26 protein-coding genes, 3 tRNA genes and 1 pseudogene are annotated in these 26370 nt (G+C 56.4%); 8 read left to right on the top strand and 22 right to left on the bottom strand.

Annotated elements, in window-relative coordinates; translation table 11 throughout:
- The first annotated feature begins 44 nt into the window (after window positions 1-44).
- Window positions 45-1415 carry an NAD-dependent succinate-semialdehyde dehydrogenase gene (locus WFN61_RS08015; protein ID WP_257758541.1) on the top strand — a complete coding sequence of 457 codons (1371 nt, stop codon included), beginning with the start codon at window positions 45-47 and terminating at the stop codon, window positions 1413-1415.
- 32 nt (window positions 1416-1447) lie between these two features.
- Here WFN61_RS08015 and WFN61_RS08010 read toward each other — a convergent pair whose 3' ends face one another.
- Window positions 1448-2860 carry an aminotransferase-like domain-containing protein gene (locus WFN61_RS08010; protein ID WP_144816369.1) on the bottom strand — a complete coding sequence of 471 codons (1413 nt, stop codon included), beginning with the start codon at window positions 2858-2860 and terminating at the stop codon, window positions 1448-1450.
- Window positions 2861-3037: 177 nt separating this feature from the next.
- Between WFN61_RS08010 and WFN61_RS08005 the strand changes: the two genes are divergently transcribed.
- From WFN61_RS08005 to WFN61_RS07995, 3 genes and pseudogenes are all read left to right on the top strand, one after another.
- Complete coding sequence (locus WFN61_RS08005; RefSeq protein ID WP_257758540.1) at window positions 3038-3202, top strand: DUF1127 domain-containing protein; 165 nt, start codon at window positions 3038-3040, stop codon at window positions 3200-3202.
- 27 nt (window positions 3203-3229) lie between these two features.
- Window positions 3230-3472, top strand: a pseudogene (locus WFN61_RS08000) (amino acid-binding protein); the annotation flags it as partial.
- Window positions 3456-4172 (top strand): ArsR/SmtB family transcription factor, encoded by a 717-nt coding sequence (locus tag WFN61_RS07995; RefSeq protein ID WP_257758539.1) that lies wholly within the window; start codon window positions 3456-3458, stop codon window positions 4170-4172. The pseudogene WFN61_RS08000 and the gene WFN61_RS07995, both read left to right, overlap by 17 nt.
- Window positions 4173-4206: 34 nt before the next feature.
- On the opposite strand, the gene WFN61_RS07990 is transcribed toward WFN61_RS07995, so the two are convergent.
- The 6 genes from WFN61_RS07990 to WFN61_RS07965 form a co-directional block, all read right to left on the bottom strand.
- Window positions 4207-4854 carry a LysE family translocator gene (locus tag WFN61_RS07990; protein ID WP_257758538.1) on the bottom strand — a complete coding sequence of 216 codons (648 nt, stop codon included), beginning with the start codon at window positions 4852-4854 and terminating at the stop codon, window positions 4207-4209.
- Between the two features lie 48 nt (window positions 4855-4902).
- Window positions 4903-5649 (bottom strand): AraC family transcriptional regulator, encoded by a 747-nt coding sequence (locus tag WFN61_RS07985; RefSeq protein ID WP_257758537.1) that lies wholly within the window; start codon window positions 5647-5649, stop codon window positions 4903-4905.
- Entirely contained in the window at window positions 5646-6605 is a 960-nt protein-coding gene (gene yjiA, locus WFN61_RS07980; RefSeq protein WP_257758536.1) for a GTPase, read from the bottom strand. The genes WFN61_RS07985 and yjiA overlap by 4 nt, the downstream gene beginning before the upstream one ends.
- Window positions 6606-6613: 8 nt before the next feature.
- Window positions 6614-6808: a YbdD/YjiX family protein gene (locus WFN61_RS07975; protein ID WP_144816352.1), complete on the bottom strand. Its 195-nt coding sequence runs from the start codon at window positions 6806-6808 to the stop codon at window positions 6614-6616.
- A gap of 55 nt (window positions 6809-6863) precedes the next feature.
- Window positions 6864-9014 (bottom strand): carbon starvation CstA family protein, encoded by a 2151-nt coding sequence (locus tag WFN61_RS07970; protein WP_144816350.1) that lies wholly within the window; start codon window positions 9012-9014, stop codon window positions 6864-6866.
- A 268-nt stretch (window positions 9015-9282) separates the two neighbouring features.
- On the bottom strand, window positions 9283-9780 hold the full coding sequence (locus tag WFN61_RS07965) for a DUF943 family protein (RefSeq protein ID WP_337038478.1): 498 nt from the start codon (window positions 9778-9780) through the stop codon (window positions 9283-9285).
- 186 nt (window positions 9781-9966) lie between these two features.
- Between WFN61_RS07965 and tsr the strand changes: the two genes are divergently transcribed.
- Window positions 9967-11634: a methyl-accepting chemotaxis protein gene (tsr, locus tag WFN61_RS07960; RefSeq protein ID WP_257758533.1), complete on the top strand. Its 1668-nt coding sequence runs from the start codon at window positions 9967-9969 to the stop codon at window positions 11632-11634.
- 74 nt (window positions 11635-11708) lie between these two features.
- On the opposite strand, the gene opgB is transcribed toward tsr, so the two are convergent.
- From opgB to WFN61_RS07915, 9 genes are all read right to left on the bottom strand, one after another.
- Complete coding sequence (gene opgB, locus WFN61_RS07955) at window positions 11709-14000, bottom strand: phosphatidylglycerol--membrane-oligosaccharide glycerophosphotransferase (protein WP_337038476.1); 2292 nt, start codon at window positions 13998-14000, stop codon at window positions 11709-11711.
- 201 nt (window positions 14001-14201) lie between these two features.
- Window positions 14202-14702 (bottom strand): DUF2501 domain-containing protein, encoded by a 501-nt coding sequence (locus WFN61_RS07950; RefSeq protein WP_257758531.1) that lies wholly within the window; start codon window positions 14700-14702, stop codon window positions 14202-14204.
- A 72-nt stretch (window positions 14703-14774) separates the two neighbouring features.
- A complete protein-coding gene (dnaC, locus tag WFN61_RS07945; protein ID WP_144816340.1) occupies window positions 14775-15512 on the bottom strand; it encodes a DNA replication protein DnaC in 738 nt (245 codons plus the stop codon).
- A 2-nt stretch (window positions 15513-15514) separates the two neighbouring features.
- Entirely contained in the window at window positions 15515-16054 is a 540-nt protein-coding gene (gene dnaT / locus WFN61_RS07940; RefSeq protein ID WP_337038474.1) for a primosomal protein DnaT, read from the bottom strand.
- Window positions 16055-16177: 123 nt separating this feature from the next.
- The gene (locus tag WFN61_RS07935) at window positions 16178-16606 is read right to left on the bottom strand and encodes an organic hydroperoxide resistance protein (RefSeq protein ID WP_042388279.1); all 429 of its coding nucleotides are present in this window, start codon (window positions 16604-16606) and stop codon (window positions 16178-16180) included.
- Between the two features lie 90 nt (window positions 16607-16696).
- Window positions 16697-17152 (bottom strand): MarR family winged helix-turn-helix transcriptional regulator, encoded by a 456-nt coding sequence (locus WFN61_RS07930; RefSeq protein ID WP_144816335.1) that lies wholly within the window; start codon window positions 17150-17152, stop codon window positions 16697-16699.
- Window positions 17153-17215: 63 nt separating this feature from the next.
- On the bottom strand, window positions 17216-17857 hold the full coding sequence (locus tag WFN61_RS07925) for a TetR family transcriptional regulator (RefSeq protein ID WP_144816332.1): 642 nt from the start codon (window positions 17855-17857) through the stop codon (window positions 17216-17218).
- A 65-nt stretch (window positions 17858-17922) separates the two neighbouring features.
- Window positions 17923-18396, bottom strand: coding sequence for a threonine/serine exporter (locus tag WFN61_RS07920; RefSeq protein WP_144816330.1), 474 nt, complete (start codon window positions 18394-18396; stop codon window positions 17923-17925).
- Window positions 18387-19163: a threonine/serine ThrE exporter family protein gene (locus WFN61_RS07915; protein WP_144816328.1), complete on the bottom strand. Its 777-nt coding sequence runs from the start codon at window positions 19161-19163 to the stop codon at window positions 18387-18389. Before WFN61_RS07915 ends, WFN61_RS07920 begins: the two co-directional genes overlap by 10 nt.
- A gap of 476 nt (window positions 19164-19639) precedes the next feature.
- Between WFN61_RS07915 and WFN61_RS07910 the strand changes: the two genes are divergently transcribed.
- From WFN61_RS07910 to WFN61_RS07900, 3 genes are all read left to right on the top strand, one after another.
- Window positions 19640-20377 carry a helix-turn-helix domain-containing protein gene (locus WFN61_RS07910; protein ID WP_337038472.1) on the top strand — a complete coding sequence of 246 codons (738 nt, stop codon included), beginning with the start codon at window positions 19640-19642 and terminating at the stop codon, window positions 20375-20377.
- Window positions 20323-21003: a DNA-binding transcriptional activator BglJ gene (gene bglJ / locus WFN61_RS07905; RefSeq protein WP_257758528.1), complete on the top strand. Its 681-nt coding sequence runs from the start codon at window positions 20323-20325 to the stop codon at window positions 21001-21003. Before WFN61_RS07910 ends, bglJ begins: the two co-directional genes overlap by 55 nt.
- A 155-nt stretch (window positions 21004-21158) precedes the next feature.
- Window positions 21159-22502, top strand: coding sequence for a PTS sugar transporter subunit IIC (locus WFN61_RS07900; protein ID WP_042388263.1), 1344 nt, complete (start codon window positions 21159-21161; stop codon window positions 22500-22502).
- Window positions 22503-22505: 3 nt separating this feature from the next.
- On the opposite strand, the gene fhuF is transcribed toward WFN61_RS07900, so the two are convergent.
- The 6 genes from fhuF to rsmC all read right to left on the bottom strand — a co-directional run bounded on the left by fhuF (window position 22506) and on the right by rsmC (window position 26272).
- The gene (gene fhuF, locus WFN61_RS07895) at window positions 22506-23294 is read right to left on the bottom strand and encodes a siderophore-iron reductase FhuF (RefSeq protein WP_337038469.1); all 789 of its coding nucleotides are present in this window, start codon (window positions 23292-23294) and stop codon (window positions 22506-22508) included.
- A gap of 100 nt (window positions 23295-23394) precedes the next feature.
- Entirely contained in the window at window positions 23395-24459 is a 1065-nt protein-coding gene (locus WFN61_RS07890; RefSeq protein ID WP_144816319.1) for a GGDEF domain-containing protein, read from the bottom strand.
- Window positions 24460-24783: 324 nt separating this feature from the next.
- Window positions 24784-24869, bottom strand: a tRNA-Leu gene (locus WFN61_RS07885).
- A 39-nt stretch (window positions 24870-24908) separates the two neighbouring features.
- Window positions 24909-24994, bottom strand: a tRNA-Leu gene (locus WFN61_RS07880).
- A 29-nt stretch (window positions 24995-25023) separates the two neighbouring features.
- Window positions 25024-25110, bottom strand: a tRNA-Leu gene (locus tag WFN61_RS07875).
- Between the two features lie 133 nt (window positions 25111-25243).
- On the bottom strand, window positions 25244-26272 hold the full coding sequence (gene rsmC, locus WFN61_RS07870; protein ID WP_042388257.1) for a 16S rRNA (guanine(1207)-N(2))-methyltransferase RsmC: 1029 nt from the start codon (window positions 26270-26272) through the stop codon (window positions 25244-25246).
- Window positions 26273-26370: the final 98 nt, after the last annotated feature.

The following is a 26370-nucleotide window of genomic DNA, read 5'->3' as shown; positions in this document are numbered from 1 at the left end:
TATCCTTATCAGCATCTTTTACTGCTAACCAGGAGGTATTTGAGATGGCCTATCAGACAGTGAATCCATCCACAAATCAGCTTGTTAAAGAGTATCCGTCCCATACTGATGCGGATATCGAGGCGGCGCTGACAAAAGCGGATGCGCTATACCACTCCTCATGGTCAAAGGGCGATATCGAGAAGCGTCTACCAGTGCTGCTTAAGCTTGCCAATCTGCTGGAGGAGCGTTCCGAGGAGCTGGCGAAAATTGCCACCCAGGAGATGGGCAAACTGATCGAGCAGAGCCGCGGCGAAGTCAAACTCTGTGCGAGCATTGCGCGCTACTACGCCGACAATGCCAGCACCTTCCTTGCGCCGGTGAAATACAACTCCGATCTGGGCGACGCCTGGGTTGAGCATCATCCCATCGGCGTGTTGATGGCGGTTGAGCCGTGGAACTTCCCTTACTATCAGCTGATGCGCGTTCTGGCTCCGAACCTGGCCGCCGGTAACCCGATTATCGTTAAACATGCGAGCATTGTGCCGCACTGTGCGGAGATCTTCGAGCAGCTGGTACGGGATGCAGGTGCGCCGGAGGGGGCTTACACTAACCTGTTTATCTCTTCGGACCAGGTGTCCAATATCATTGCCGACGATCGCGTTCAGGGCGTGGCGCTGACCGGCTCTGAAACCGCAGGCAGCGCGGTAGCGGCGCAGGCGGCCAAAAAACTGAAAAAAGCGACCCTTGAGCTGGGCGGCAACGACGTATTTGTGGTGCTGGACGACAGCGATCTGGATAAGGCCGTTGAGGTAGGCGTCACTGCGCGTCTGCAAAACGCAGGGCAGGTTTGTACCGCCGCGAAGCGTTTTATTGTGCAGGAGTCGATTGCCGATAAGTTCCTTGAGAAATACACCGCCGCCTTCCGCCAGGTGAAGATTGGCGACCCGATGGATGAGTCCACTACCTTAGGCCCGCTGTCGTCGAAGGACGCGCTGGAAACCCTGACCAAACAGGTTAACGAGGCGGTGAAAAACGGTGCGACGCTGCACTTTGGCGGTAAGCCCGTTGAGCGCGAAGGCAACTTCTTTGAGCCGACGATCCTGACCCACATCACTCGCGACAATCCGGCTTATTTCGAAGAGTTCTTTGGCCCGGTGGCGCAGATTTATGTGGTCAAAGATGACGACGAGGTGGTGCAGCTGGCCAACGACTCACACTACGGGCTGGGCGGCGCTATCTTCAGCCAGAATATCGACCGGGCAAAAGCCCTGGCGTCACGTATCGAGACCGGGATGGTTTACATCAACTCCCTGACCGATACCGCTCCGGAACTGCCGTTCGGCGGCGTTAAGCGCTCCGGCTTTGGCCGCGAGCTGTCAGATCTGGGGATCAAAGAGTTCGTGAACCAGAAGTTGGTCGTGGTCAGTAAATAAGTGACTCCCGCCCCCTCCTGCCAGGGAGGGGGTTATTCCATTGCTACTTTTATCGCATTGCCCAGTTTTTCCATTACCGCATGATGCTTCTCGTTTGGCGGTAATGCGCAGTTAATTCGCACGCAGTTGCGATACTTCCCTGATGCCGAAAATAGCGATCCTGGTGCGACCTGGATTTTCAGTCGGCATAGCTGTTGCGCCACGCAGACCATGTCGACCTGCTCGGGCAGCTCAACCCATAGCATGAATCCACCTTTCGGGCGGGTGATACAGACCCCTTCCGGAAAATATTCCCGTACCCAGCAGGTATAGATCGCCATGTTACGCTGGTAAAGGTGGCGCATCCGTCTGATATGACGATGGTAATGCCCCTCTTTGATAAAGTGTGCCGCTGCCAGCTGGGTCACGGGCACATTGCTACCCAGCACGGCATACTTCATCTGCAAAAAACGATCGTGGTAGCGGCCAGGCACAATCCAGCCCACGCGCAGGCCTGGCGCAACGGTTTTGGTAAACGAGCTGCACAGCATGACCCGGCCATCAATGTCCCAGGAGTGGATTGTCCGTGGACGGGGGTACTCAGTCGCCAGTTCGCCATAGACGTCATCTTCAAAAATCACGATGTCATGGCTCTGGGCAAGGGCAAGGAGCGCCCGTTTACGCGCGTCCGGCATAATAAACCCCAAAGGATTATTACAGTTCGGCACGGTAATGACCCCCTTGACCGGCCACTGGGCAAGCGCCAGCTCCAGCGCCTCAATGCTCATGCCCGTTTCTGGATCGGTCGGGATCTCAATGACCTTAACGTTGAGGCTCCGTAGAAGCTGCATGGTGCCGTAGTAGGCGGGCGACTCGACGGCGATAATATCCCCAGGCTGGCATACTGCCAGCAGGGCCAGTGATAATCCGCTCTGGCTGCCGCTGGTGACGATAATATCCTCCGCGCTCACCACCGAGCCACCGTCTAACATCAGGCGGGCAATCTGCTCCCGTAGCTCCTGACGACCGGTGAGGGAGTCATAGCCAAGCACCTCATTGAGATTATGCTGCACCAGGCGTTTTAGCTCGCGCCAGAGCGGTTGCAGGCTGGGCTGCTCAATGTCGGGCGCGCCGCTGCTGAAGGGAGTAATCTCTTTATCCCTGTGCCCCTTTAACATATCGATCACCTGATCCCACTGGGTGATCTCAACTGGACGCTGTACCGGACGCGACATATGCGGCACGGGGGGCTGAACCTTACGCGGGGCAACAAAATAGCCGGAGCGCGGCTGCGGGGTAATAAGCTGCCGTGTTTCCAGGGTTTGATATGCCTGCTGAACGGTACTGATGCTCACCCCATGCTCCTGGCTCAGGCTGCGAACCGACGGGAGTTTTTCGCCATGACGATACAGGCCTTGCTCAATACGCTCGGCTAAGAGCTCTGCCAGACGTTGGTAACGTGCCATGCTGTATCTTTCCTTTTTGCCATACAGATAAAAAAACCAGTACAGATACGCGCTGGTTTCGCTGTGCAGATACCGTTTTAGCGCATCTGTATGGAAAACAAAATCGTTTTGTGAGTCTGTATTGTTCTACCCGAAATCCATGAAGATAGTGTCTCAGCCAGCGAGAGGAGACACAGAATGGAATTTCATGAAAACAGAGGTAAAAGACCCTTTATCGGCTTCGCCATCCTCTGGCGAGCAATCAAAAAATGGCATCTGCGGAGCCAGGCGCAGCGTACCCTACAAAAAATGAGCAATGCGCAGCTAAAAGATATTGGGCTGGGGCGCGGGGAAGTGGAGTAGCATCGTGCGCCGCAGCCACACTTCGCCGCCCGCCGGGTGCTGACCGATGCCGGATTTGATGTCAAAAACGTTAGCCCGCCCCTGATTAGAAAGCTACGCCAGGCGCGTCCGGGCGAGCTGGGTGAAATTGCTGATGCAATTGCCCGTAGCGGCGTTAATATTCTGGTTCAGTACAGCGATCACAGTAACCGGCTGATCCTCCTAACCGATGATAACGCGCGGGCCGCAGCGGTAACGATAAAATGGGACGTGAATGAGCCTCACCCGTAAGCAGTACGACGAGCATCCTGATGGGGTGCTCGAACAGGCCATGTCAGCGGTTGCCGCTGCCCTCGCCGATCCGTCCCGGGTCAGCATGCTCTGCGCGCTGATGGACGGGCGGGCATGGACGGCTACCGAGCTGAGCGTAGTGGCGGACATTGCCCCCTCTACCGCCAGCGGGCATCTGACAAAGCTGCTCGGTAGCGGCCTGATCCGCTGTCTCTCCCAGGGACGGCACAGATATTACAGCCTGGAAAATCGTGAAATAGCCGGGCTTATCGAGAACTTGATGGGCGTCTCTATGCGTGCCCAGCCAGCACGCGCTTCCAGTACTCCCTTACGTCTGCGCCATGCCCGCACCTGCTACGATCACCTCGCCGGTGAGGTGGCCGTAGGCGTCTATGCCTTTATGGTTGAGGCGCAGTGGCTTACCACGGACGGCGATACGCTAACGCCAGAGGGGCGAGAGCAGCTCCTGGGCTTGGGCGTAAAGCTCAATCCTCGCCCGCGGCGCAAGGCCTGCTGTCCCTGTCTGGACTGGAGCGAGCGGCGGTATCATCTTGGCGGCGACGCTGGCGCAGCCCTGCTGGCGCTGTTTCTTGAAAAGCGCTGGCTGAGTCAGGCTCCCGGCTACCGTGAGCTGACGGTCACTGAGCGAGGCCGGACCGTGCTACAGCAGCTGTTCCGCATCGATTTCACTTATTGCTGAAAATACCTCATAGTCAACGCCACGCTTGCCGAGCCTAGGGGCCGGCAAAAAAACACGTTGCTAAAATCCATAGCCCAAACCCCATCAGCACCGCACCGGCGATCCGCTCGATAACGACCACCGCCGCCGAGAGGCGTTTTTGCACCGGCGGCAAACCAATCAGCATCACCACCAGCAGATCCCACATCAGCACCACCATGACCATCCAGATGCCGCTTACCGACTGCTGGAGCAGCGTAACGTTGGGCCCCAGCAGCGAGGCCATCAACGCCAGGTAGAAGAGGGCGTTTTTGGGGTTGAGCAGCGCCGAAGCCAGCCCCATCAGCACCTGCTTCACCAGCGACGGGCGACCAGCATCGACCCCTTGTAGCGCCAGATTGCCCGGCCTGCTGCGAATAAGATGGCTGCCAATCCATAGCAGGTACGCCGCTCCGGCCACTTCGATAAGGGAAAACAGCAGGGGAGCGCGCCGCAGCTCACTCCAGCCAACAATTGCCAGCGCGATATAGACGGCGTTGCCCGCGGCGATGCCCACGCACAGTCCAAGGCTGCCGCGCAGACGGTAGCGGATTGCGTAGCCCGCCAGCAGAAAGAAATCCGGGCCGGGACTGAGCAGGGCGACAAAGTGCGACAGCGCCAGCATGGCAAACGCAGCGGGAAACAGGGTGTGTAACAACTCCATAGCGACCTCATAAAGTAAACCTGAGGCCATCCTACGGCGCGCGGAGCATTAATTATTGTCAGATATTGATCGGCCCGTGGCGTACTGGCGCGGCGTGGCGGCGGTATAGCTGACGAAGGTCTTATGGAAGTGGCTCTGATCGGCAAAGCCGCTCTGGTAGCCAGCGTCGGCAATATCCGCCCCGGCGCGCAGGCGTGTTTTGGCAAACTCAATCCGGGCGCTATTGAGAAAGGTGATGGGCGTCAGGCCAAGATCCTGCTTAAAAGTGCGGATCAGCGTCTCTTTGCGTAGGGAAAAGCGGTGGGCCAGCGCATCCAGCGAAGGCGGAGCCACCAGGTTTTCAAGCAGCGTTTCCTGCAGCTGCAGGCTGCTGGGGCGCAGCGTTGCAGGCTGGACGGATCCAGCGGGAAGCGCGGCGAGCAGGGCCTCGACTGCGTGAGAAGAGAGGTTCTCAATGGCTTGCAGATAGTGACGGAACAGGGATTCACTCTGAACAATCTGAAGCGCAGGCTGACAATCCGTTTCGATATAGAGCATATGATAACTGCGAGGCTGCCCATCCACCGGATTGCAGCTGTGCGGAGCATGTGCGGGAATGACGATCAGATCCCCCGGCGAGAGCAGATACGTTTCGCCGTTACAGACGCAGCGGGTCTGCCCCTCGACGATGGCACCGATCGACAGCTGAGCGTGGCTATGCGTCTTGTATGCCTGGCGGCTCTGCCAGGTGGAGCGTAACTCCACCCCTGGCAGCAGCGGCGAGCGCCAGAAGGTTTGCGGGATATCGCGGGTCACCGGGTTTTTAACTCAGCAAAGGCCGCTCGGATCTCCTCCTCCGGCAGCTGGACGCCGATAAACACCAGCGTGCTGTGCGGCGGCTCGTCGTCCCAGGGGCGGTCCCAGTCGGCGCTGTAGAGGCGCTGCACGCCCTGAAACAGCAGGCGGTTGGGTTCGCCGTCGATCCACAGCATGCCCTTGTAGCGCAGCAGCCTTTCCGCAAAGCTGAGCAGCAGGTTCTCCATCACCCGGGAGACCGCGCCAATCTCTACCGGATAGTCCAGCTCCACGACGATAGACGAAATATCGTTCTGCTTCTCCGCCATAAAGTGGAAGCGCGGCGTCGCCGGCACGACGTTCTCCTCCAGCATAAAGCCGTTGGTGTTAAACAGCAGCGCCAGGTCGATGTCGCCGTGGGTGACGGTGTAGATCGGTGCCCGGGCGTTGATGCGCTGTAGCCGCTCGCGCAAGGCGTCGGCGCTGCCCGCCACGTCGGTTTTGGTCAGCAGAATGCGATCGGCATAGCCTACCTGCGACTGGGCGAGAGTAAACTGGTTCATCTGCCCGTCGGCGTGCACCGCATCCACCAGGGCAATGACGCCGTCCAGCAGGTAGCGCTGGCAGAGGATTTCATGGGAGAAGAAAGTCTGGATAATCGGGCCGGGGTCGGCCATGCCGGTGCACTCGATCACCAGCCGGTCAAAGGCGATATCGCCCCGGTCAAGGCCGTCGAGCAGATCCAGTAGGGCGCTCTCCAGCTCGTTGGAGCGAGAGCAGCAGATGCAGCCGTTAGTCAGAGTTTTGATCTGCGTGGCACGATCGCCAATCAGCTGATCGTCAACGGAGACCTCGCCAAACTCATTCTCAATGACCGCAATTTTGTAGCCGTGCTGCTCGTTGAGGATGTGGCGCAGCAGGGTCGTTTTGCCTGCGCCAAGAAAACCGGTAAGAAGCGTTACTGCAATGGGTGTCATAGTGTCTCCTAACAGCAGCTGCTTCCGCCGCTGCCGTAGCGTGCTTCCTGTCGCTCGCGGAAGAACTCGTTATAGGTCATGTAGGGCTTATCCGGGTGATTGGTCTTCATATGATCGACGTAGTTATCATAGTCAGGAATTCCAATCAGCATTTTCGCGGCCTGGCCGAGATACTTTTTTGCTTCACCTAAGTTACCAAACATGTGGCGTTCCTGATATTGAAAAAGCCCGGCAAGGTTGCCGGGCCTACGTTAACGATTAGTGGTGTGAAGAGGTCTTCACGCCGCCTTCCGGCACTGGCACGTACGGCGTCTCTTTATCCGTACGGGCCGTGCTGTTGCGGGCCTTCATCCAGGTTTTGAACCCGTAGAAGATGATGCTGTAGACCACCACCAGGAAGAGGATGCTCAGTCCGGCGTTGGTGTAGTTGTTGACCACGATATGGTTCATGTTCGCCACTTCCTGGGCGGTCAGCTCGCTACCGGCGGCAATACGTGCTTTGTACTGGTTCGCCATGTAGAAGAAGCCTTCCATCTGCGGGTTGTCGCTGAACAGCTTCAGCCCCAGTGCCCAGGTGGTGCAGATCAGCAGCCAAACGGCTGGAACCACGGTCACCCAGATGTACTTAGTACGCTGCATCTTAACCAGCACCACGGTACCCAGCACCAGCGCCACAGCGGCCAGCATCTGGTTGGAGATGCCAAACAGCGGCCACAGGCTCTTCACGCCGCCCAGCGGATCGACCACGCCCTGATAGAGCAGGTAACCCCAGAGGCCAACGCAGCCTGCGGTACCGATAATACCCGCGACCAGAGAGTCGGTTTTCTTCAGGAACGGCACGAAGTTACCCAGCAGATCCTGAAGCATAAAGCGTCCGGAGCGGGTCCCGGCATCCAGCGCGGTAAGGATAAACAGCGCTTCGAACAGAATGCCGAAGTGGTACCAGAAGCCCATGTCCGCCCACGGCAGAATTTTGTGGAACACGTGGGCGATACCGACCGCCAGCGTCGGCGCACCGCCGGCGCGGTTCAGTACGGACGGCTCACCGATATCCTTCGCGGTTTGCAGGATCTGCTCTGGGGTGATGACAAAGCCCCAGGAGCTGACCGTAGCGGCCGCATGGGCAGTAACGTCTTGCAGCTGAGCCATGATCGCCGGGGCGTTCGCGCCGCCCAGCTCGTGCAGGTTCGGCATTACGATACCCAAACCGGCAGGCGGGGTGTTCATGGCAAAGTAGAGGCCCGGCTCGATAATCGAGGCCGCCACCAGCGCCATAATCGCTACGAAGGACTCCATCAGCATCGCGCCGTAGCCGATAAAGCGGGCGTCGGTTTCACAGGCCAGCAGCTTCGGCGTAGTACCAGAGGCGATCAGCGCGTGGAAGCCGGAGACGGCGCCACAGGCGATGGTGATAAACAGGAACGGGAACAGCGCGCCTTTCCACAGCGGACCAGTACCATCAATATACTGGGTCATGGCTGGCATCTTCAGCTCAGGGTTGAGGATCACAATACCAATCGCCAGGCCGACGATAACGCCGATCTTCAGGAAGGTCGCCAGGTAGTCACGCGGGGCGAGGATCAGCCATACCGGCAGCAGGGCGGAGACAAACGCATAGCCAATCAGGGTGAAGGTGATGGTGGTGTCTTTAAAGGTCAGCGCCGGGCCCCAGTACGGGTCGGCTGCAATCACGCCGCCGAAGTAGATAGACGCCACCAGCAGCACGATACCAATCACCGACACTTCGCCCACGCGGCCCGGGCGCAGGAATCGCATGTAGATCCCCATAAACAGCGCGATCGGCACGGTGGAGCAGACGGTGAAGACGCCCCACGGGCTTTCCGCCAGCGCCTTAACGACGATCAGCGCCAGCACGGCGAGGATGATGATCATGATCAGGAAACAGCCGAAGAGGGCGATAGTGCCCGGCACGGGACCCATCTCCTCTTTGATCATCTCCCCGAGCGAGGCCCCGTTACGGCGGGAGGAGATAAACAGCACCATAAAGTCCTGTACCGCACCGGCCAGCACTACGCCCGCCAGCAGCCAGAGTGTACCGGGCAGGTAGCCCATCTGCGCGGCCAGTACCGGACCGACCAGCGGCCCCGCCCCGGCGATAGCGGCAAAGTGGTGACCAAACAGCACGTTACGGTTGGTGGGCACGTAGTTCAGGCCGTCATTGTTGATGACTGCCGGGGTGGCGCGGGTCGGGTCGAGCTTCATGACCTTCTGCGCGATGTAGAGGCTGTAGTAGCGATAAGCAACGAGGTAAACGGAGACCGATGCGACAACGATCCACAGGGCGCTTACGTTTTCACCCCGCCGTAAGGCGACAACCGCCAGACAGAAAGCACCGATGATCCCGAGGATCATCCAGGGTACGTGCTTGAGTAGCTTTTTATTATCCATATCAGACCTGGCTATAGGAAAAAGATTACAGGAGTAGGAGGCGTTAAATTAATAAATTTTCCCTGAGGATCATGACAAACGGCGAGCAGAAAACGGGCAATAAGTGGCCGAGCGGTTGAATGTGAGGGGTAAGCGGTCGCAGGAGAGCGATAAGCGGTTTTAACGGGGCGTGAACAGGAAAAAGAGTGTGATGTGGATCACTGGCTAAACCGCAGACCGATGTCGATTTTGCTTAGTAAGACCCCAGTTCAAATGGGGCCTTATACATTTATGACTTAACAGCTATCGTTTTATCACCTACTTGTATATCTACACTGCCATCCCTGTTGCCTTCAATGCGCATCAGTAAATCTTTATCTATGCATTTACTGTCATCGTTATTGAAGCACTGCATATCCTGGGTGTCAGCGTTAAAAATTCTGATGTCGCCATTTGGCTTTGCTTTAAATCCGTCACCATAATCCCAGACGCTGATGTACCAGTCTCCGTTTTTAGCTGGAACAGGGATGCTGAACTTTTCCTTCAGAATCTGCTTATGGTCTTGCCACCAATCTACCTTCCCATTGTCAGTAAGGGGAAAGTGTTTAACCGCAACATTAGCAAAGTTTAATTCCCGATCGACGGCCATGATTTCACTTTCCCGAAAAAGGCTGATGTAGCCGACAACAACAGCCAACGCAACAATGATGAAAGCTGCTGATTTTTTCCCTAAACGCTGGCAGACAGAAGCCGTTCTGAGAAAAGTAGAATGTGTGACTGTTTCCATGTCATCAATCTCCTTTGCTGACTAATCGCTCAAGTCTAAACCACGACGAATAAAAAAAGCACTCCGAAAAATGGTCGTATGTGCCGTGCACAGGTTGCATGGCGATCAACGCAACACACAACTATTCGGTAAAGTTTTCCTGTTCCAGGCCGAAAAACTGTTATCCCTCTAAAGGAATGAGAAAACATGTTAAACCGTATCAAAATTGTGACCAGTTTACTTCTGGTCCTTGCACTATTTGGCTTGTTACAAATCACCTCCGGCGGACTGTTCTTCAGCGCGCTGAAACACGACAAAGATAACTTCACCGTTCTGCAAACCATCCGTGAGCAGCAGTCCACGCTTAACGGTAGCTGGGTTGCCCTGCTGCAGACCCGTAACACGCTTAACCGTGCCGGGATCCGCTACATGATGGATCAGAACAACATCGGCAGCGGCACCACCGTCGCCGAGCTGATGCAGATTGCCAGCGCCTCCCTGAAACAGGCGGAGCAGCGCTGGAACGAGTATCAGGCTCTGCCGCACGATCCGCGTCAGAACGAAGCCGTAACCCAGGAGATCAAGCGCCAGTACGATATCTATCACGGTGCGCTGGCTGAACTTATCCAGCTGCTGGGCGCAGGCAAAATCAACGAGTTCTTTGACCAGCCAACCCAGGGTTACCAGGATGGATTTGAGAAAGAGTACGTCGAGTTCCTGAAGCAGAATGACCAGCTGTACGATCTCGCCGTCGCGGACAACAACAGCTCCTACAGCATGGCTATCTGGATCATTATCGGCGTGCTGCTGGCAGTGCTGGCGGTGATCGTTGCCGTCTGGTTCGGCATCAAAAACGTGCTGATCTCTCCGCTCAACCGTCTGGTGGAGAGCATCCGCCATATCGCCGGTGGCGATCTGGTGCAGAAGATCGACGTGCACGGTGCTAACGAGATGGGCCAGCTGGCAGAAAGCCTGCGTCACATGCAGGGCGAGCTGATGCGTACCGTGGGTACGGTGCGTACCGGTGCGAATGAGATCTACAGCGGCGCAAGCGAAATCGCGATGGGCAACAACGATCTCTCCTCCCGTACCGAGCAGCAGGCTGCCTCTTTGGAAGAGACCGCTGCCAGCATGGAAGAGCTGACCGCGACCGTGAAGCAGAACGCCGAAAACGCCCGTCAGGCGAGCCATCTGGCACTTAGCGCCTCTGAGACCGCGCAGAAGGGCGGTAAAGTGGTGGATAACGTGGTGCAGACCATGCGTGACATCGCTGGCAGCTCGCAGAAAATCGCTGACATCATCAGCGTGATCGACGGCATCGCTTTCCAGACCAACATTCTGGCACTGAACGCGGCGGTAGAAGCGGCACGTGCCGGTGAGCAGGGTCGTGGATTTGCGGTGGTGGCAGGTGAAGTACGTAACCTGGCCCAGCGCAGCGCCCAGGCCGCTCGCGAAATTAAGAGCCTGATCGAAGACTCCGTAGGCCGCGTAGAGCTGGGCTCAACCCTGGTTGAGAGCGCCGGTGAGACCATGGACGAGATCGTTAATGCGGTAACCCGCGTAACAGACATCATGGGCGAAATCGCCTCTGCGTCCGACGAGCAGAGCCGCGGTATCGACCAGGTGGGTCTGGCGGTGGCCGAGATGGATCGCGTTACCCAGCAGAACGCCTCACTGGTACAGGAATCTGCCGCAGCCGCGGCGGCGCTGGAAGAGCAGGCGAGCCGTCTGACCCAGGCCGTAGCGGTGTTCCGCATTATGCAGGATCAGCGTAAAGAGGCCCGTGACCAGGCTATCATCGCCAAAGCCTCAGCGCCGCTGGCGACCCGCAAACCGGCCGTTGCCGACGCGGGCGATAACTGGGAAACCTTCTAAGTTGTCATAATCATAACGCCGGGTGGCGCTGCGCTTACCCGGCCTGCGTTACGATCCTACCCAACCGGGGGCCGCTAGCCCTCGGTTTTTACTACCTTAATCTCCACCATCCCAATCCCCAATCTGCGCGGCGAGTGGCCGAGAATATTCCCTTCGTTGGTGGACTGCGGATCCGGCGGCACAATAGTCAGCGTATTACTGTGCGACGGGTTATGGAACCGCAGCGTGGTGGTTGAGACATCGTTGCCTAAAGTTAGTATCTGCTCACTATCACCTATCCGCACTGGGATCGGTTTGTTAGCGTTCGGGCCATAGGCTTTAGCTGTGATCACCAGATCGAAATTCTCCGGCAGCGGCGCGTTGTACTCAATCTTCACCTCTTCACCAAGCTGCGCGTTGGACCAGCGCCCCCAGCTCTCCGGGCGAGAGATGCCGCTGAACTGCTTCACCTCTTCCGGCGCGCCCGCCACGTTGAAGATAAAGCTGTCTGCTTTGTAGCGAACGTCATTATCCACCACCTTGAGCATATCCACGTTGCGCTGATAGCGGGCGGTGTCGATGATCGTATCTTTAAACGCGGTTTTGCCTTGCCACTGGGCGCTGTCGACGTGCTGTACCCTTTGTTGACCGCCCAACTGGCCCTGCGAGACGCACCAGTCGGTGGAGAGCGCCAGCTGCTGGGCCCACATCTGGGCCATCTTGTAGCAGCGGTCGATCCAGACAAAATTATCCCGTGGCGCGAAGTCGGCGAGCTGGAAGCGCAGCGGCGCAGAGTACTCGCTCTCTGGCAGCGGCTCTACGCGCTGGTCCGAGACGCGAATCAGCAGCGGCAGGCGGAAACGGCTGCCGGAAAACGCAATCATCTCCTTGTCGCGATCAACGGTGAAGTCCTTCATCTCTTTGGGGAAGTTCCACAGGCGAATGATATCCGGCTTCCACGCCAGTACCTTCTCTTTCATGTTCAGGAACGACTGGGAGAGCGACTGGCCCGAGAGGCTGCTGCGTCCGAGGCCAAGGAAGTTATCCCCGCCGAGGATATCCAGCACGGTGGCACCGTTATCCATGGTATTGCGTTTCAGGCCCACGACGTCCTGGACAGGCTGGTCGCCGCGCAGCACAAAGAAGAGGTTGTTACGATCCTGCTTGCTGAGGTACTTCCACGCGGTGTTGTTCATCGCCAGATGATCGGAGGAGACCACAATCACCGTATCCTTAAACCACGGCGAGGCTTTGATCTTGTTGATCAGCGCGGCGATATGCTGCTGGCTGCAGGTGACTGCGCTAAAGGACTGGTTCGCTTTACCGTCGATGGCGTAGCTTTTCCGCTCGCAGCTGCGCGAGACAAAGCCGTCGGGATGATGGGTATCAACGGTCAGGGCAAACAGCGAGAAGCGTTTGCCGCTCTGGGAGAGCTGCTGATACTGCTGCCACACCTCGTCCAGCACGGTGTCATCGTAGAAACCCCAGTCGTTGCGGTAGGTCGGATCGGCAACGCGGCCTTTCAGCTCCTCCGCACCAATAAGATGGTCAAAGCCGTGGGATTTTAAAAAGACATCTTTCCCGGCAAAGCGCAGGTTTGCTCCCTGCACGAAGTGGTTCTCGTAGCCAGAGTTCTTCAGGATATCGCCGAGGCAGAGATTGTGCGGGAAGAAGCTCGACATAGAGGCCGAGGCGTTCCCCTCGAAGGGTGCAAACAGCGGAATGCCGCACTGGGAGGCGACCATCCCGGCAATGGTGTAGTCGGTGCCCGGCAGCTGCGCGGTATGGGTAAAATCCAGCCCCTCATCTTTCAGCGCGCCCAGCTCCGGCGTCAGGCCAGGAAAGGCCGCGCTGTCAAAGTAGGTACGCTCCAGGCTCTCGCCGTAGATATAGACCAGGTTGAGCGCCGGCTGCGGAATGCTTTTTGCGGGCTCTTTATACCAGACCGCGAAGTCCGGGTCCCCCGCCCGGGACTGGGACTTGACCAGCTCGGTAATCTGCCGAAAAGCCGGACTGGCATCGACCGAACCCAGGGCCAGCAGCAGCGCCAGCAGGCTGTAGCCGACGTGCAGCGGGTGATGGCGGCGACGGCGCAGGATCCAGCCGAGGGCAAAAAAGAGTGCCAGCAGGCCGATGATCAGCGCTGCGCCGGGCAGAATATACTTACTCACCCCCGCGCCGGTCAGGCTGTTGGTAATGGTGTAGAGCACCGCGTCGTTAATGCCGTCGCCGGTAAAGTAGTCGCTGGCGTAGAGGGCAATATTAAGCACCACAAAGCAACCCAGTACGGCAAGGATCGCGGTAAACCACCAGGTATTGCGGCCTGCCTTCAGAGAGTAGATGGCTATTGAGGCAATAAACAGCACAAGAGAGAGAAGTTCAGACAACGGTCAATCCTCAATAGCAGCAGCCGAATGTTGCAGGGAAAACACTTTAATGGCGAATTCACATAGCTGCAATTCTAGCGTCACACTCACTACATTCTATTAAGAAAAGGTTTAGAGAGCGGGGTTTTATGAGCGATGTCTCATTTTGTAAAGGAGACGCGCCTGCCGTGCAGGGTGGGCAGACGCGCTAAGGCGTGATAATCAGGAGAGGAAGTTCATACCCTGCTTCAGCACCAGGTCGCAGGCCTTGGTTTTCACCTTCTCTGCCAGCGGCGTGCTGCCGATATTATTCAGATTCAGCTGCTCACCGTCTTTGGTGTTGAGCATCCCCTGCAGGCCCTCAAGGAAGTTAGTATCTTCCTTCTGCTCCGGCGCGCTCAGGCCCAGCTTCTCCAGCACCTGGCTTTTGATATTCTCTGCGCTGGTCACCGAGGCCAGCTTGTTTTTGGCGCAGTATCCCATGATGCCCGCGGCGTTATTCATGGTGTCAGCGCTCAGCGCCTGGTTACCGCTATTCAGCAGGCCGCCAAGCGCAGAGAGCGAGGTCCCGCTCTGCTGCGTCGACGTGGCCGAACCCGCGTTCTGGCTCAGCTGGGTCGCTGCGCTGTTCAGCTGCTCCTGCCAGGTGGCAGCGTGAGAGAGGGAAGAGAGCAGGGCGCTCGCGATCGCGACGCTGCACAGTAAACGTTTGGCTGATTTCATGTGGCATAACCCGTTAGGATGGACCAGGGCAGTATATACCGGGAGACCCGCCAGACCGCGCCAGGAAAGCTCTTAATACTCTTTGCCGGTGACGCGGCTGCGGTAGCTATCCCAGTTAAAGTTAACCCACAGGCTGTTGCCGAGGCGCATGCGATCCATCACCCGTTCGCCAAGCAGTCGGGTCATGTCCGCCACGTTGTTGTTGGTCAGCATGCCGGTTGGGCGCTTGGAGGAGGAGCGACGATCGACAATCTGGTTGATGATCACCTTCTCGTAGCGTGACTCTGACTGGACGCCGATCTCGTCGATCACCAGCAGATCGACCATGCTGAGATCGTTGATCAGCTGCTCTTCGCTGGTCTCCCGGCTGCTGAAGGTCTCTTTCATCGCAGACATGATGTCGGCCACGGTAATGATCAACACCGACTTACCGCGCAGCAGCAGCTCGTTGCAGATCGCCGCCGCAAGGTGGTTTTTTCCCGTGCCGGGCTTGCCGGAGAAGACAAAGCTGGCAATGTTGCCGTCAAACTCCTCGACGTACTGGCGCGCCTTGCTCAGGGCGTTCATCTGCCCCTCGTTTTCAACCTTATAGTTATCAAAAGAGCAGTTCTGATGCAGAGGACGGATGCCGGAGCGGTTGAAGGTACGCTGCATCTTCATCGCCCGATTTTCCCGGGCAATCGACGCGGAGCGGATCTCGCCCTGCTCTTTTTGCCAGGCCAGCAGCTCTTCACCGGTGGTAAATGCCGGTTTCACGTGGGCAGGCATCATCTTTTGCAAACGCTTCATCATTTCGCCGACGTCTTTCATGATTAACCTCTGAAACCTGGTGGGACCTGGTTATCCGGCTCGGAAACCGCGTTGATATCGCGCTTAACGCTGCCTGTCAGGCTACCGCGGCCGATCTGCACGCTGCGGGCCAGCTTCTGCTGCCACTGCATATGGTGAAACACCTTGCCTTCGGCCTGCCAGTAGGTGACAAACGAGGCCAGCTCTTCATGGGTCACGGGCTGGTTCAGGGCAATGCCCCACAGCGCGGCCAGGCGCTGAAAATCGGGATCCGGCTGCCAGCCTGCGTACATGGCGAATTTTCCCATCGGCACGCTGGGCGGCGTCTCGGTCGGCTCGCTAAAAAACTGCTGATCGAGGGCGATATCGCTGGCCGGGCGCTGCAGTCGGGCTTCCAGTTCCAGCAGCTGCGCCAGACGCGCGGGCGTCAGGGCATAAAACGCCGGGGCGTTATCCGCAAAAACGGCCACCATCCCCTCACGGGACTGGGTCAGGACGCGGGCGTGATCGTGCATAAACGCGTCGATACCGATGACATTGGTGGAGAGGATTCTGGAAGACATAGCGCTATCTCAAGCTAAAAACAGAGCGGAAAGATCCGCGGGTGATATGTGCTCATAGTAGCACAGAGAGGGGGCGCTTTTATAGGCCAGGCAAGCGTCGCGCCGCCCGGCCTTGCGAACATATTAGGCGATAATGTTCAGCGTGACATCGATGTTGTTGCGGGTGGCGTTGGAGTAAGGGCAGACGATATGCGCCGCGTCGACCAGCTTCTGCGCTTCGGCCGCATCCATACCCGGCAGGTGAATATTCAGCTTCGCTTCGATACCAAAACCGGTTGGCAGCGGCCCGATGCCGACTTCACCTTCAACAAAGGCCTCTTTCGGCATGGCGATTTTGTCGCGGCCAGCAACAAATTTCATTGCGCCAAGGAAGCAGGCGGAGTAGCCCGCAGCAAACAGCTGCTCTGGGTTAGTGACGTTGCCGCCCATGCCGCCCATCTCTTTCGGTACGCCCAGCTGCACGTCCAGCACGCCGTCAGAGGAGGTCGCACGGCCGTCACGGCCACCGGTTGCTTTGGCTTTTGCGGTGTAGACTACTTTTTCTAAAGACATGGCAGGTTCCTTATTTTCGCTGTTATCACTATATGCACTATAAAATAGTGCGCTATTTATATGTTGTACATAAGGCCGTCAGGGACGGCGCTATGCGCGGTGAAGCTGATGGCGCAGCGTCTCCAGCTCGTGCTGAAGGGCGGCCAGTGAATCTGTATCGCAAGCGGCGGCGCAGCGTACCGATTCTGGAATAGTAAGCGCCTGCTCATGCAGCGCCCGTCCCGATTCGGTCAGCGTGACGGCGACCTGGCGTTCATCCTGACGTGAGCGCTGGCGAACAATCAGCCCGGCGCTCTCCAGGCGTTTCAGCAGCGGCGTCAGGGTGGCAGAGTCGAGAAACAGCTGCTCGCCAATCTCTGACACGGTAATGTCGTCCCGCTCCCACAATACCAGCATCACCAAATACTGCGGGTAGGTGAGGCCTAGCGGCGCTAAGAGCTGCCGATAGAGTTTATTCAGCGCCAGGTTTGCGGAGTAGAGCGCAAAGCAGAGCTGGTTATTCAGGGCCAGCGGCGCATCCGCCGGAGCCGTCGATTTCGTCTTCATGAAAAGAATATAGATAGCACACGATTTAATTGCAAGTTATATTTTTGTGGCAAGGCAAATCCATCACGGGCAGACATAGCGCAGCACCACCTGCACTGCCATCGCGCGGTAGTACGCCTGCTGGGCCTGGCTGTCCGCTCCCTCTTCAAACAGCAGCGTAAAGGTGTAGCTGTTCGCCACGTAGTGGAAGCTGAAGCTGCTCATCAGACGGTGCACGTCGCGGGCATTCACGCTGCGGCTGAAAAGCTGCTTTTGCTGGCCGCGCTGTAAGATATCCTCCAGCAGGATCAGCGCGCTGCGGTTTACCTTGCGCAGATACGCCGACTGCTGCATGTAGCGTCCGCGCTGCATGTTCTCCATACAGATAATGCGAATAAAATCGGGATGCGCAGCATGATAATCAAAGGTGCTCTCTACCAGCTCAACCATCGCCTCTACCGGCGGCAAGCGCGTTAGGTTAAGGCGCGTTTCGCTGGCGCGGATCTGGGTATAAACATACTCAAGCACCTGCAGATAGAGGGTCTCTTTGGTCTTAAAGTGGTAAACCACCATCCGCTTGGTGGTGCCCGCCTTTTCGGCGATCTGCTCCATACGCGCGCCGTTCAGGCCATACTCGGCAAATAGCGCAATGGCACTGGTGAAGATTTTGTCTTTCAGGCTAGACTCGTCCAGTTTCTCCGGTAAATAAACGCCTTCGTGCTTCACATCCGCCTCTTTTTGGCCGCAACAGGAACAGGGATTATTACCAGGGCGCAGGCAGAACACAAACCTCAAACGCGGGGGCGCTTACGGTAGATCCACAGTCCAGGTACTGACAGGCCGACAGAGAGCGCTGCGACAATGGAGGTTGCCTTGAGAAAGTTGGTCAGCAGCAGGATCATCAGCGTTTCGCTGTAGCCCAGATGGCCTATCTTCACTGCGGAGATCATCGCCGTATAGGCCGAGATCCCCGGAAACATCGGGATCACCGCCGCGACGGTAAAGACTTTAGGGTGGGCAAGATACCAGCGTGACCAGCGGATACCGATGCAGCCAACCAGCATGGCAGCGATAAAGGTCGACCATTCAACGTTGATGCCGCTGGTCATCATCACCATTCGCGCGCCGTGGCCGATGGCACCCAGCAGGGCGCACCAGGGCAGAGCACGCTGCGGCACGTTGAACACCATGGCAAAGCCAACGGCAGGAATCGCAGAGAGGATCATGTCCTGCGCCAGCGCCAGTAGAAAATCAATCATACCCATCCGCGTAGCCCCCATAGCGTCATGGCCATCACCACCCCGATACAGGTCGCCAACGTCAGCAGGCTGGCAATGGCCCAGCGTGCCAGTCCGGTGTTGATATGACCTTTAAACATGTCGGCAACGGCATTAATGAGCGGAAAGCCGGGAACCAGCAGCAGGACGCTGGCCGCCATCGCTACCGTTGACGTCTGTAAGAAGGCGGGCAGGGTAAGCATCAGCCCCGAGACGGTGGTAGCCACAAAGGCCGTCAGGCAGAAGTTGATCTGCGGATGCAGATGCCGCTGGGCTAGCGTCAGACGTACATACATGGCGACGCTGCTGGCACAGAAGGTGATGGCTGCGCCATCCCAGCCGCCGTTATTCAGTTTGCAGAAGCAGGCGCAGGAGAGGCCCACTGCCAGCGTGACCAGCCAGCGTGAATAGCGTAGCGGCTTGATCTGGTTAAAGCGCCGTTCGACGCCTCTCTCATCCAGCAGCTTATGTTCGGTCATAATGACGATGTGCTGCACCTCAGTGACCACGTGCATATTGATGCCGCGATCGCTGTTTTTACGCGTTGAGGTCAAACACTGGCCGTTCTGAATGGTGGTGAGCACAATAGCGTTCGCGGCGATGGCGCTCTCTACACCATCCATTCCCAGCGCGAGGCCAAGGCGGGTAGAGAGCTCTTCCACCAGCGCGCTCTCTGCGCCGTGCTGTAATAGAAGAAGGCCGCACTGAATGCACAGCCGCGTTACGGCCCGCTGTTGATCCCGATCTGCTTCCATGGTTTGCCCTGGCAACGTAGCGAAATAGCAATAGGGTGAAATAGAAAACCTATTTTTAACACAACGTGCTACCTGTCCGGCGCTGTGATAGATCAATATTTAGCTAATTAATCAATTTATCGCGATGCTTGCCATTCGATCCGCTCACCGTCTGCTACTGAGGCGGACAAAGCCAGATTAATATTCATATTATCTATATATTTAAATTTGCTTACTCTATATTGTACTTTTTTAACGTGTCAGCCATTATTTTTTTCAGTAAAGATGTGCAATATTAGGGTAGGGGTAGAAGAATTTTCCCTCTGATGACTGACGCCAGTCGACACGATAAAAAGGTTATAAGTAATCTTAATCCTGTGCGTTACCTACAGTACTAACGCTGTACAGACGATTCATTCGCTCATCGATTTATTCATGATTGTTATTTCGATGGGCGAATAAATAAATCCTGGTTTTTGAATGGAAGCGGAGGTGGTATGTTACCCGAAAAATATAGGTGTGCAGTGATCGTAAGCAAGGCGCCACTAATACAGCGTGGTTTCGTTGCCATTATGGACGATGCCTTTTCTGAGTATGAAGTTGTCTGCTGCTCAGCCCGGCAGGAGGTGACATTCTCCCTGCTCCAGCGCGCAAGCGTTGTGTTTGTCGATCTTACCAACGATCTGCATAAGGCGCGCAGCGCCTGCAGGGAATACGCCGCGATGATGCTGCATATTACTGAAACGCATTGGTTTTTTATGGTTCCCTTGCAGGTTTACCCTATGGCAGTAGAGCAGCTGTTACGATCGGAGAGCACGCTGCTTTCCAGTATGGAACCCCTCGAAGGTATTATTAATGCTATTCGCAGCGGTAGCCGACGCGCAGGAGAAATTAGCGAAGTACTTTTATCTCCTCATGATGGCGACCTCGCTGATGAAAACACACCCGCAGTATCTTTAACCTATTCAGAACGACAGGTATTACGACTTCTTGGTAAAGGATGGGGTATTAATCAGATTGCCGCCATGCTGAAAAAGAGTAATAAAACGGTTAGCGCACAGAAAAATAGTGCCATGCGCCGTCTCTGTTTGCGGAGCAATGCAGAGCTATTTGCATGGATTAACAGTAGTCAGGGTGCAAATGTATTAAATTTAAATACAAGCTATGGAGATGATGGACAATGGAAACAGATGGGAAAAGCAAACACGTTGCCATTATTGAGCGATGTGCCATAAGCGAGGCTGGACTAAGCCAGCTATTTCCAGCAGCAGCGCATTTCCACTTTCACTTTTTTAAAGATTATGCGACGTTCCTTAGTGCGATGGTATGGGCTCCCTGCATTTCACTTATCTATTCACTATCGGGGATCAGAACAGAGAGGTTAACCTGTCTCAGAGCGCTAAACCATATGGAGAAAAATTACCCCGACCGGCAGCGTATTGTTCTGGCTGGGAATCAGATGGAGAAGCGTCTGATAAGTGATTTTTCGCCTACAGCACTGCACGGTATTCTCAGTAAAACCATGCCGTTGGAGCTGGTGCGGCGGCAGCTGTGGACGTGGCTCAACGAGAACCATCAGCAGGACGATAACGTGCTCAACCTCTGGTATTACAGCTACGATCAGGTGCTGACCCAGACCGAGCGCGATATTGTTTTCTGTACCACGCAGGGCTACTCAATTGTGGATATTGCCCGCTACTTCAGACGGAATATTAAAACCATTCGTGCCTATAAGCTTACTCTTATGGCGAAATTGGGCGTACGTAACGATGCAGAGCTGCTCTATGCTGCGGACATTCTTATACATATGCGAAAAACGCTGAATGAGCCCGACGCACCTCAACGGCGGATAACGGCCTAACTGTGAGGTAAATCCTGGTTATACACAGGGTGGCAGGCCGATTATCGATCCTCTTCACAATCACGGAAACCGGTTACAGTAACCGGTTGCACAGTACAGATCGGAGACTGATACTCATTTTGCCATTCCATATTTCGCCTGACCGGAGAGCCAAAATGTCTGCCAACCACGCTGCGTTTAACCTGATCTTCCGTTTTGTTGAAAATTATGTCAGCCCCATCGCCGGACGCATCTCTGCTCAGCGTCATGTGATGGCAATTCGTGATGGTTTTATCTCGGCAATGCCCTTTATGATTGTCGGATCCTTCCTGCTTATTTTTGCCTATCCCCCGTTTTCACCGGATACCACCTGGGGCTTCGCGCGCGGTTGGCTCGATCTGGCCAAGCAGTATGAGGGGCGGATCCTCACCCCGTTCGATATGACCATGGGGATCATGTCGATCTACATCTGTGCCGCCATCGCTTACAACCTCGGCAAGCACTACGTGAAGTCTCACCAGCTCGACCCCTTCATGTGCGCCATGCTCTCGCTGATGGCGTTCTTGCTGGTAGCAGCGCCAAAAACCGACAGTGCCTTGCCGGTGCATAGCCTCGGCGGCACCGGGATCTTTACCGCTATCCTGGTCGCCATCTACTGTGTGGAGCTGATGCGCTTTTTAAAAGCGCACAACATCGGTATCCGCCTGCCGGACCAGGTTCCGCCGATGATCAAAAACTCGTTCGATCTGCTGATCCCGGTATTAGTGGTGGTGCTAACGCTCTACCCGCTGAGCCTGTTTATCCAGTCAGAGTTCTCGGTGCTGATCCCACAGGCGATTATGGCGCTGTTTAAACCCCTGGTGGCCGCCGCTGACTCGCTGCCTGCCATCCTGCTGGCGGTGTTGATTGGCCACCTGCTGTGGTTCGCGGGCATTCACGGGGCGGCTATCGTCTCCGGCATGCTGCAGATGTTTTGGTTAACCAACCTGGGGATGAACCAGACTGCCCTGGCGCAAGGCGCACCGCTGCCGCACATCTTTATGGAGGCGTTCTGGACGTTCTTTATTGTGGTCGGGGGCTCCGGAGCGACAATGGGGCTAGTGATCTGCTATCTGCGTAGCCGCTCCGTACACCTGCGCTCGATTGGGCGGCTCAGCATTGTCCCCAGTTTCTTTAACATCAACGAGCCCGTTATCTTCGGCACGCCTATCGTCATGAATCCGGTCTTTTTTATCCCCTTCCTGCTCGCACCGCTGGTTAACTCGGTGATTGCCTGGGGCGCAATGAAAATGGATCTGATTGGGCGGGTCATTGCCGTTGTACCCTGGACCGCACCGGCACCGATTGGGGCTGCGTGGGCGCTGGGCTGGGACTACCGGGCGGCCATCCTTGTGGTGCTGTTGGCCGTGGTCTCCGCCGTGATCTACTTCCCGTTCTTTAAAGTGTACGAGAAGCAGCTTCTGGAGCAGGAGGCGCAGGAGTCACAGCGCGCAGAGGGTGAGAGCCAGCAGGTTGCGTAGAGGTTATTTAAGCGTACAGTCGCCGCACTGCTGGACATCCGGCAGGCGGTAGCGCTGACAGCAGGTACGACGCGTCAGCACGCCTTCACGCAGCACAACGGTGCGCCAGAGGGGGTTATCCATGCCGCTCGCCAGCGTTTTGTCGAAAAAGCAGAGCTGGCGCAGGGCGCTCACTCTGGCATCGCCGAGCAGCGGCTTCATCTCATTCAGATACCAGTTGATAAGATAACCGGTATTGCTCCAGATAAGCTTGCCGTTGATCTCGCCGGTGGCTTCCAGGGCCTGCACGACCGGCAGCATCGCCGAGACAATGAGTTTCTCAATGCGACCCCGATCGTCTAGCAGCGTGGTGTAGCGATCGGCATGCACGTCGGCCCAGAAGCAGGCCGCGCGGCCCGTTTCATGGAATTCCACGTGGAAATGTTCGGGGGAGACATCCAGCGCAGTGTCGTGCGCCAGCAGGGCCAGCATCAGCGGCGGAACCAGCAGGCCCAGATACCACTGCGCCCACAGCGAGAGGAGCGGTTTCCCTTCGCGAGGCTGATTCGGCTGGTTGCGGTAGATATGATCGCCGTAGTCGGCCAGCAGCGTGCGCAGCGCGGCGGGGCGCTGCCACTGTGCCAGGGTCATCGCCTGATGCGGCGGCGGCTCGTCGAGACGGATAACCTCCAGCATATGCGGACGCTGGCTGGACATTGTTTCGCGTAAGGCACTGGCAAGCGTTGGCGCAGCGCTGTACAGCGGGGTTCGCCAAATCAGATCGTTTGCCAGCAGTTCGGAACGTTGCGCCATAGGAGGTTAGACCGGAATCTAAATGATAATGATTGCCAATCCTAACCACAGGCAAGCGCAAGCGCAACATTTTTGTCACTAAACGCGGGTCTGTTTGCGTTTATGCCATCTGCAGCTCACCGCTGACCAGAATAGAGTTGCGGCCTAAATGCTTCGCTTCGTACAGCGCCTTATCCGCTTTGCCCAGCGCGTCCTCAATATCTTCGTCCAGCAGAGGGGCGATACCGATGCTAACCGTGACGTTGGTTGCCACGCTCTCATTAAACATATGCGGGATTTTAAGATCGAAAACCTGCTGGCGAATGCGCTCGGCGGTAGTTCGGGCGTGCTCCAGATCGACGTTACTCAGCAGGATCATAAACTCCTCGCCACCGAAGCGGGCCACGATATCCCGGGAGCGCACGGCATCACGGATGGCAGCAGAAACGCGGATCAGCGCCTGGTCACCCATCATATGGCCGTAGTGATCGTTGTAAGCCTTGAAGTGGTCGATATCCAGCAGCAGCACGAACTGCCTGCCGTCATCATGGGCGAGCAGGTTATCGAGCTTATTTTGCAGGCCGCGGCGGTTATAGAGGCCGGTCAGCGGATCGAGCATGCTTAAATCGTTCAGCGTCTTGCGCTCATCCAGCAGCCTGTACATCAGATCCTGGGCAAAGCTTTCATTACGCCGCTGAATCACATGCTGGATGGTGATGCCGACTACCGGCAGGGCGAGGCAGTAGAGCACTCTTAGCCAGGCGTTACCGTCGCTAAGCCAGAGGCAGGTCAGGCTGACCGGCAGGGAGTGCAAGATAAACGCGCTGATATTGTTAGAGAAAGCGATAGTCCCAATGAATAATACGCTTAATAACGCAATTAAAAGATAAGCCGGATCCTGGTGACCGATAGCTGAATATTTCACGCTAACGTGCCACGCCCACAGAGTGCCAAATAAGATCGAAATGAGCGGAATATTTATTTTCTTCTCAGATTGCCATCTATGCCAAAGCAGCAGCGCAACGCTGGCGGTGAAGAGCAGCCCGAGCGGCAGCGTCACGCCCCTGGCGCTGCTCAGCGGCAGCAGGTATGAGAAGAGGGCCGAAACGGCATTGAGAAACAAGAATAACCGCAGCGATAATTGATATTTCTTGTTACAGAGGTTATGCCAGGATTGTGCTGTCATGTGTAATGTCGTTATTTATCTGCAATATATGAAAAGTTATGGTTGGCAAAATGAGAAATAACGCGTGAATAAAAATTCGCGAAAAGAGTAATAAATTATTATGTATTTTCCGAGGCGCACAATTTATCACCTTCATGAATGTCTGTCATTAACAGATGTAGAAAATTACTGCACTGGTCGACCAGGTGACAGAAAGCGAATGGAGCAGGCTATTTTCGGCCGTAGTTGCCGTTGGGTATCGTGCGGGTGCGGGTAATGATGACGTTGGAAAAGCAGAGGAAGCGAGTAAAACCGGGAGAGCGTATTGGGGGAGAGCAAGATAAGTGGTGCGAGGGGGGGGACTCGAACCCCCACATCCAAAGGACACTAACACCTGAAGCTAGCGCGTCTACCAATTCCGCCACCTTCGCACAGCTATCTTACTTTTTTACTGTTTGATATCGCCTCGTTGGTGCGAGGGGGGGGACTCGAACCCCCACATCCTAAGGACACTAACACCTGAAGCTAGCGCGTCTACCAATTCCGCCACCTTCGCCCAGTGCGAGCAATATCAATCGTGATTTATGGTGCGAGGGGGGGGACTCGAACCCCCACATCCGTAAGGACACTAACACCTGAAGCTAGCGCGTCTACCAATTCCGCCACCTTCGCAGACCATCGATACTTTTAAAGTATCGTAACCACGGAGGCGCATTCTAGATGTTTTATACCGTTCGTCAACAGTTAATTATGGGGGTGAGGGCAACTGATGCAAAAAACGCCGGTTCGCCCGGCGTTCAGATGTTTAACGCTTCGCCTGGCGGGTCATTACCGTACGGTAAACCTTAAACCGCCCGGTCTGGGCCAGCACTTCGTGGAAGCCAAAGGTCTCATCCAGCACCTGGGGATAGGGCAGGAAGGCGTTGGCCACAATCCGCAGCTCGCCGCCGCTGTTCAGATGGCGTACCGCGCCGCGGATCAGCGTCTGCGCTGCCTCCAGGCTGGTCTGCAAACCATCGTGGAACGGCGGGTTAGAGATGATCATATCGTAACGTCCGGTCACCTCAGAGAAGACGTTGCTGGCAAAGACCTCGCCTTCAAAGCCGTTGGCTGCAAGCGTTGCACGGCTGGCTTCCACCGCCGGTGCGCTGACGTCACAGAGCGTCAGGCGGACCTTTGGTGAGTGGCTAGCCAGCACCGCAGAGAGCACGCCCGCGCCGCAGCCGATATCCAGCACCTTGCCTTTGGTGTGCGGCGTCAGGGTAGAGAGCAGCAGTTGGCTACCGCTGTCCAGACCATCACGGCTGAACACGCCCGGCAGCGTGTGGATAGTCAGATCGTCCAGCGTATAACTACCACCAAACGCGGCGGCATCAAACGCAGGCTGCTTCTCCAGACGGCCATGGTACAGGCCGCAGCGGCGCGCGCTGTCGACCTTGTTCAGCGGACAGTACTCCGCCAGCATCTGCTCGGCGCTGCGCACGCCGCTGCGGTTCTCGCCGACCACAAAAATATCGGTGCCCAGCGGCAGCAGGGAGAGAATGTTCATCAGCTGGAACTGGGCTTCCGGCTTGTTCTTCGGCCAGTAGTAGATCAGCGTATCGCTGTCGCCCACGTCGGCCTGCTCTGCCACAAGGCTAAAGCGGGCGTTGTCGCCCAGCTGGCGGCTCAGCACCTGCCAGTGGTGGAACTGTTGGGTATGGGCGCGGCTCTCAGCGGTATCCAGACGCGCGGGCAGATCGTCCTGCATATCTCCGGCAAACAGAACGCGGCTCTCTTCGAAATCATCACTGTGACGCAGCAAGACTTCACTTGCCGGGGTTAAAGCAGACATGAAACAGCTCCTTAATAAACTCAGCGCTGGATTATAGTTGTTTGTTGGCGCAGATACGACGAATTTGCTATATTTGCGCGCCTGACTTACAGGAGTGA

This window comes from Pseudescherichia sp. AS216 (assembly GCF_037152055.1).
GTDB lineage: Bacteria > Pseudomonadota > Gammaproteobacteria > Enterobacterales > Enterobacteriaceae > Pseudescherichia.
Note: the sequence above shows the minus strand (reverse complement) of the source record. Positions and strands in the feature narration are given on the sequence as shown.

Bases quoted from the DNA above. Each gene is read 5' to 3' on its own strand.
- WFN61_RS07990 (WP_257758538.1), bottom strand. From the start codon at position 4,854: ATGGAGTTGTTACACACCCTGTTTCCCGCTGCGTTTGCCATGCTGGCG.
- bglJ (WP_257758528.1), top strand. From the start codon at position 20,323: ATGGAAACAGATGGGAAAAGCAAACACGTTGCCATTATTGAGCGATGT.
- WFN61_RS07915 (WP_144816328.1), bottom strand. From the start codon at position 19,163: ATGGAAGCAGATCGGGATCAACAGCGGGCCGTAACGCGGCTGTGCATT.
- WFN61_RS08015 (WP_257758541.1), top strand. From the start codon at position 45: ATGGCCTATCAGACAGTGAATCCATCCACAAATCAGCTTGTTAAAGAG.
- dnaT (WP_337038474.1), bottom strand. From the start codon at position 16,054: ATGTCTTCCAGAATCCTCTCCACCAATGTCATCGGTATCGACGCGTTT.
- WFN61_RS07890 (WP_144816319.1), bottom strand. From the start codon at position 24,459: ATGACAGCACAATCCTGGCATAACCTCTGTAACAAGAAATATCAATTA.
- WFN61_RS07930 (WP_144816335.1), bottom strand. From the start codon at position 17,152: ATGAAGACGAAATCGACGGCTCCGGCGGATGCGCCGCTGGCCCTGAAT.
- WFN61_RS07900 (WP_042388263.1), top strand. From the start codon at position 21,159: ATGTCTGCCAACCACGCTGCGTTTAACCTGATCTTCCGTTTTGTTGAA.
- yjiA (WP_257758536.1), bottom strand. From the start codon at position 6,605: ATGACACCCATTGCAGTAACGCTTCTTACCGGTTTTCTTGGCGCAGGC.
- WFN61_RS07920 (WP_144816330.1), bottom strand. From the start codon at position 18,396: ATGGGTATGATTGATTTTCTACTGGCGCTGGCGCAGGACATGATCCTC.
- tsr (WP_257758533.1), top strand. From the start codon at position 9,967: ATGTTAAACCGTATCAAAATTGTGACCAGTTTACTTCTGGTCCTTGCA.
- WFN61_RS07975 (WP_144816352.1), bottom strand. From the start codon at position 6,808: ATGTTTGGTAACTTAGGTGAAGCAAAAAAGTATCTCGGCCAGGCCGCG.
- WFN61_RS07965 (WP_337038478.1), bottom strand. From the start codon at position 9,780: ATGGAAACAGTCACACATTCTACTTTTCTCAGAACGGCTTCTGTCTGC.
- fhuF (WP_337038469.1), bottom strand. From the start codon at position 23,294: ATGGCGCAACGTTCCGAACTGCTGGCAAACGATCTGATTTGGCGAACC.
- dnaC (WP_144816340.1), bottom strand. From the start codon at position 15,512: ATGAAAGACGTCGGCGAAATGATGAAGCGTTTGCAAAAGATGATGCCT.
- WFN61_RS07910 (WP_337038472.1), top strand. From the start codon at position 19,640: ATGTTACCCGAAAAATATAGGTGTGCAGTGATCGTAAGCAAGGCGCCA.
- WFN61_RS08010 (WP_144816369.1), bottom strand. From the start codon at position 2,860: ATGGCACGTTACCAACGTCTGGCAGAGCTCTTAGCCGAGCGTATTGAG.
- WFN61_RS07995 (WP_257758539.1), top strand. From the start codon at position 3,456: ATGAGCCTCACCCGTAAGCAGTACGACGAGCATCCTGATGGGGTGCTC.
- WFN61_RS07935 (WP_042388279.1), bottom strand. From the start codon at position 16,606: ATGTCTTTAGAAAAAGTAGTCTACACCGCAAAAGCCAAAGCAACCGGT.
- rsmC (WP_042388257.1), bottom strand. From the start codon at position 26,272: ATGTCTGCTTTAACCCCGGCAAGTGAAGTCTTGCTGCGTCACAGTGAT.
- WFN61_RS08005 (WP_257758540.1), top strand. From the start codon at position 3,038: ATGGAATTTCATGAAAACAGAGGTAAAAGACCCTTTATCGGCTTCGCC.
- WFN61_RS07950 (WP_257758531.1), bottom strand. From the start codon at position 14,702: ATGAAATCAGCCAAACGTTTACTGTGCAGCGTCGCGATCGCGAGCGCC.
- WFN61_RS07970 (WP_144816350.1), bottom strand. From the start codon at position 9,014: ATGGATAATAAAAAGCTACTCAAGCACGTACCCTGGATGATCCTCGGG.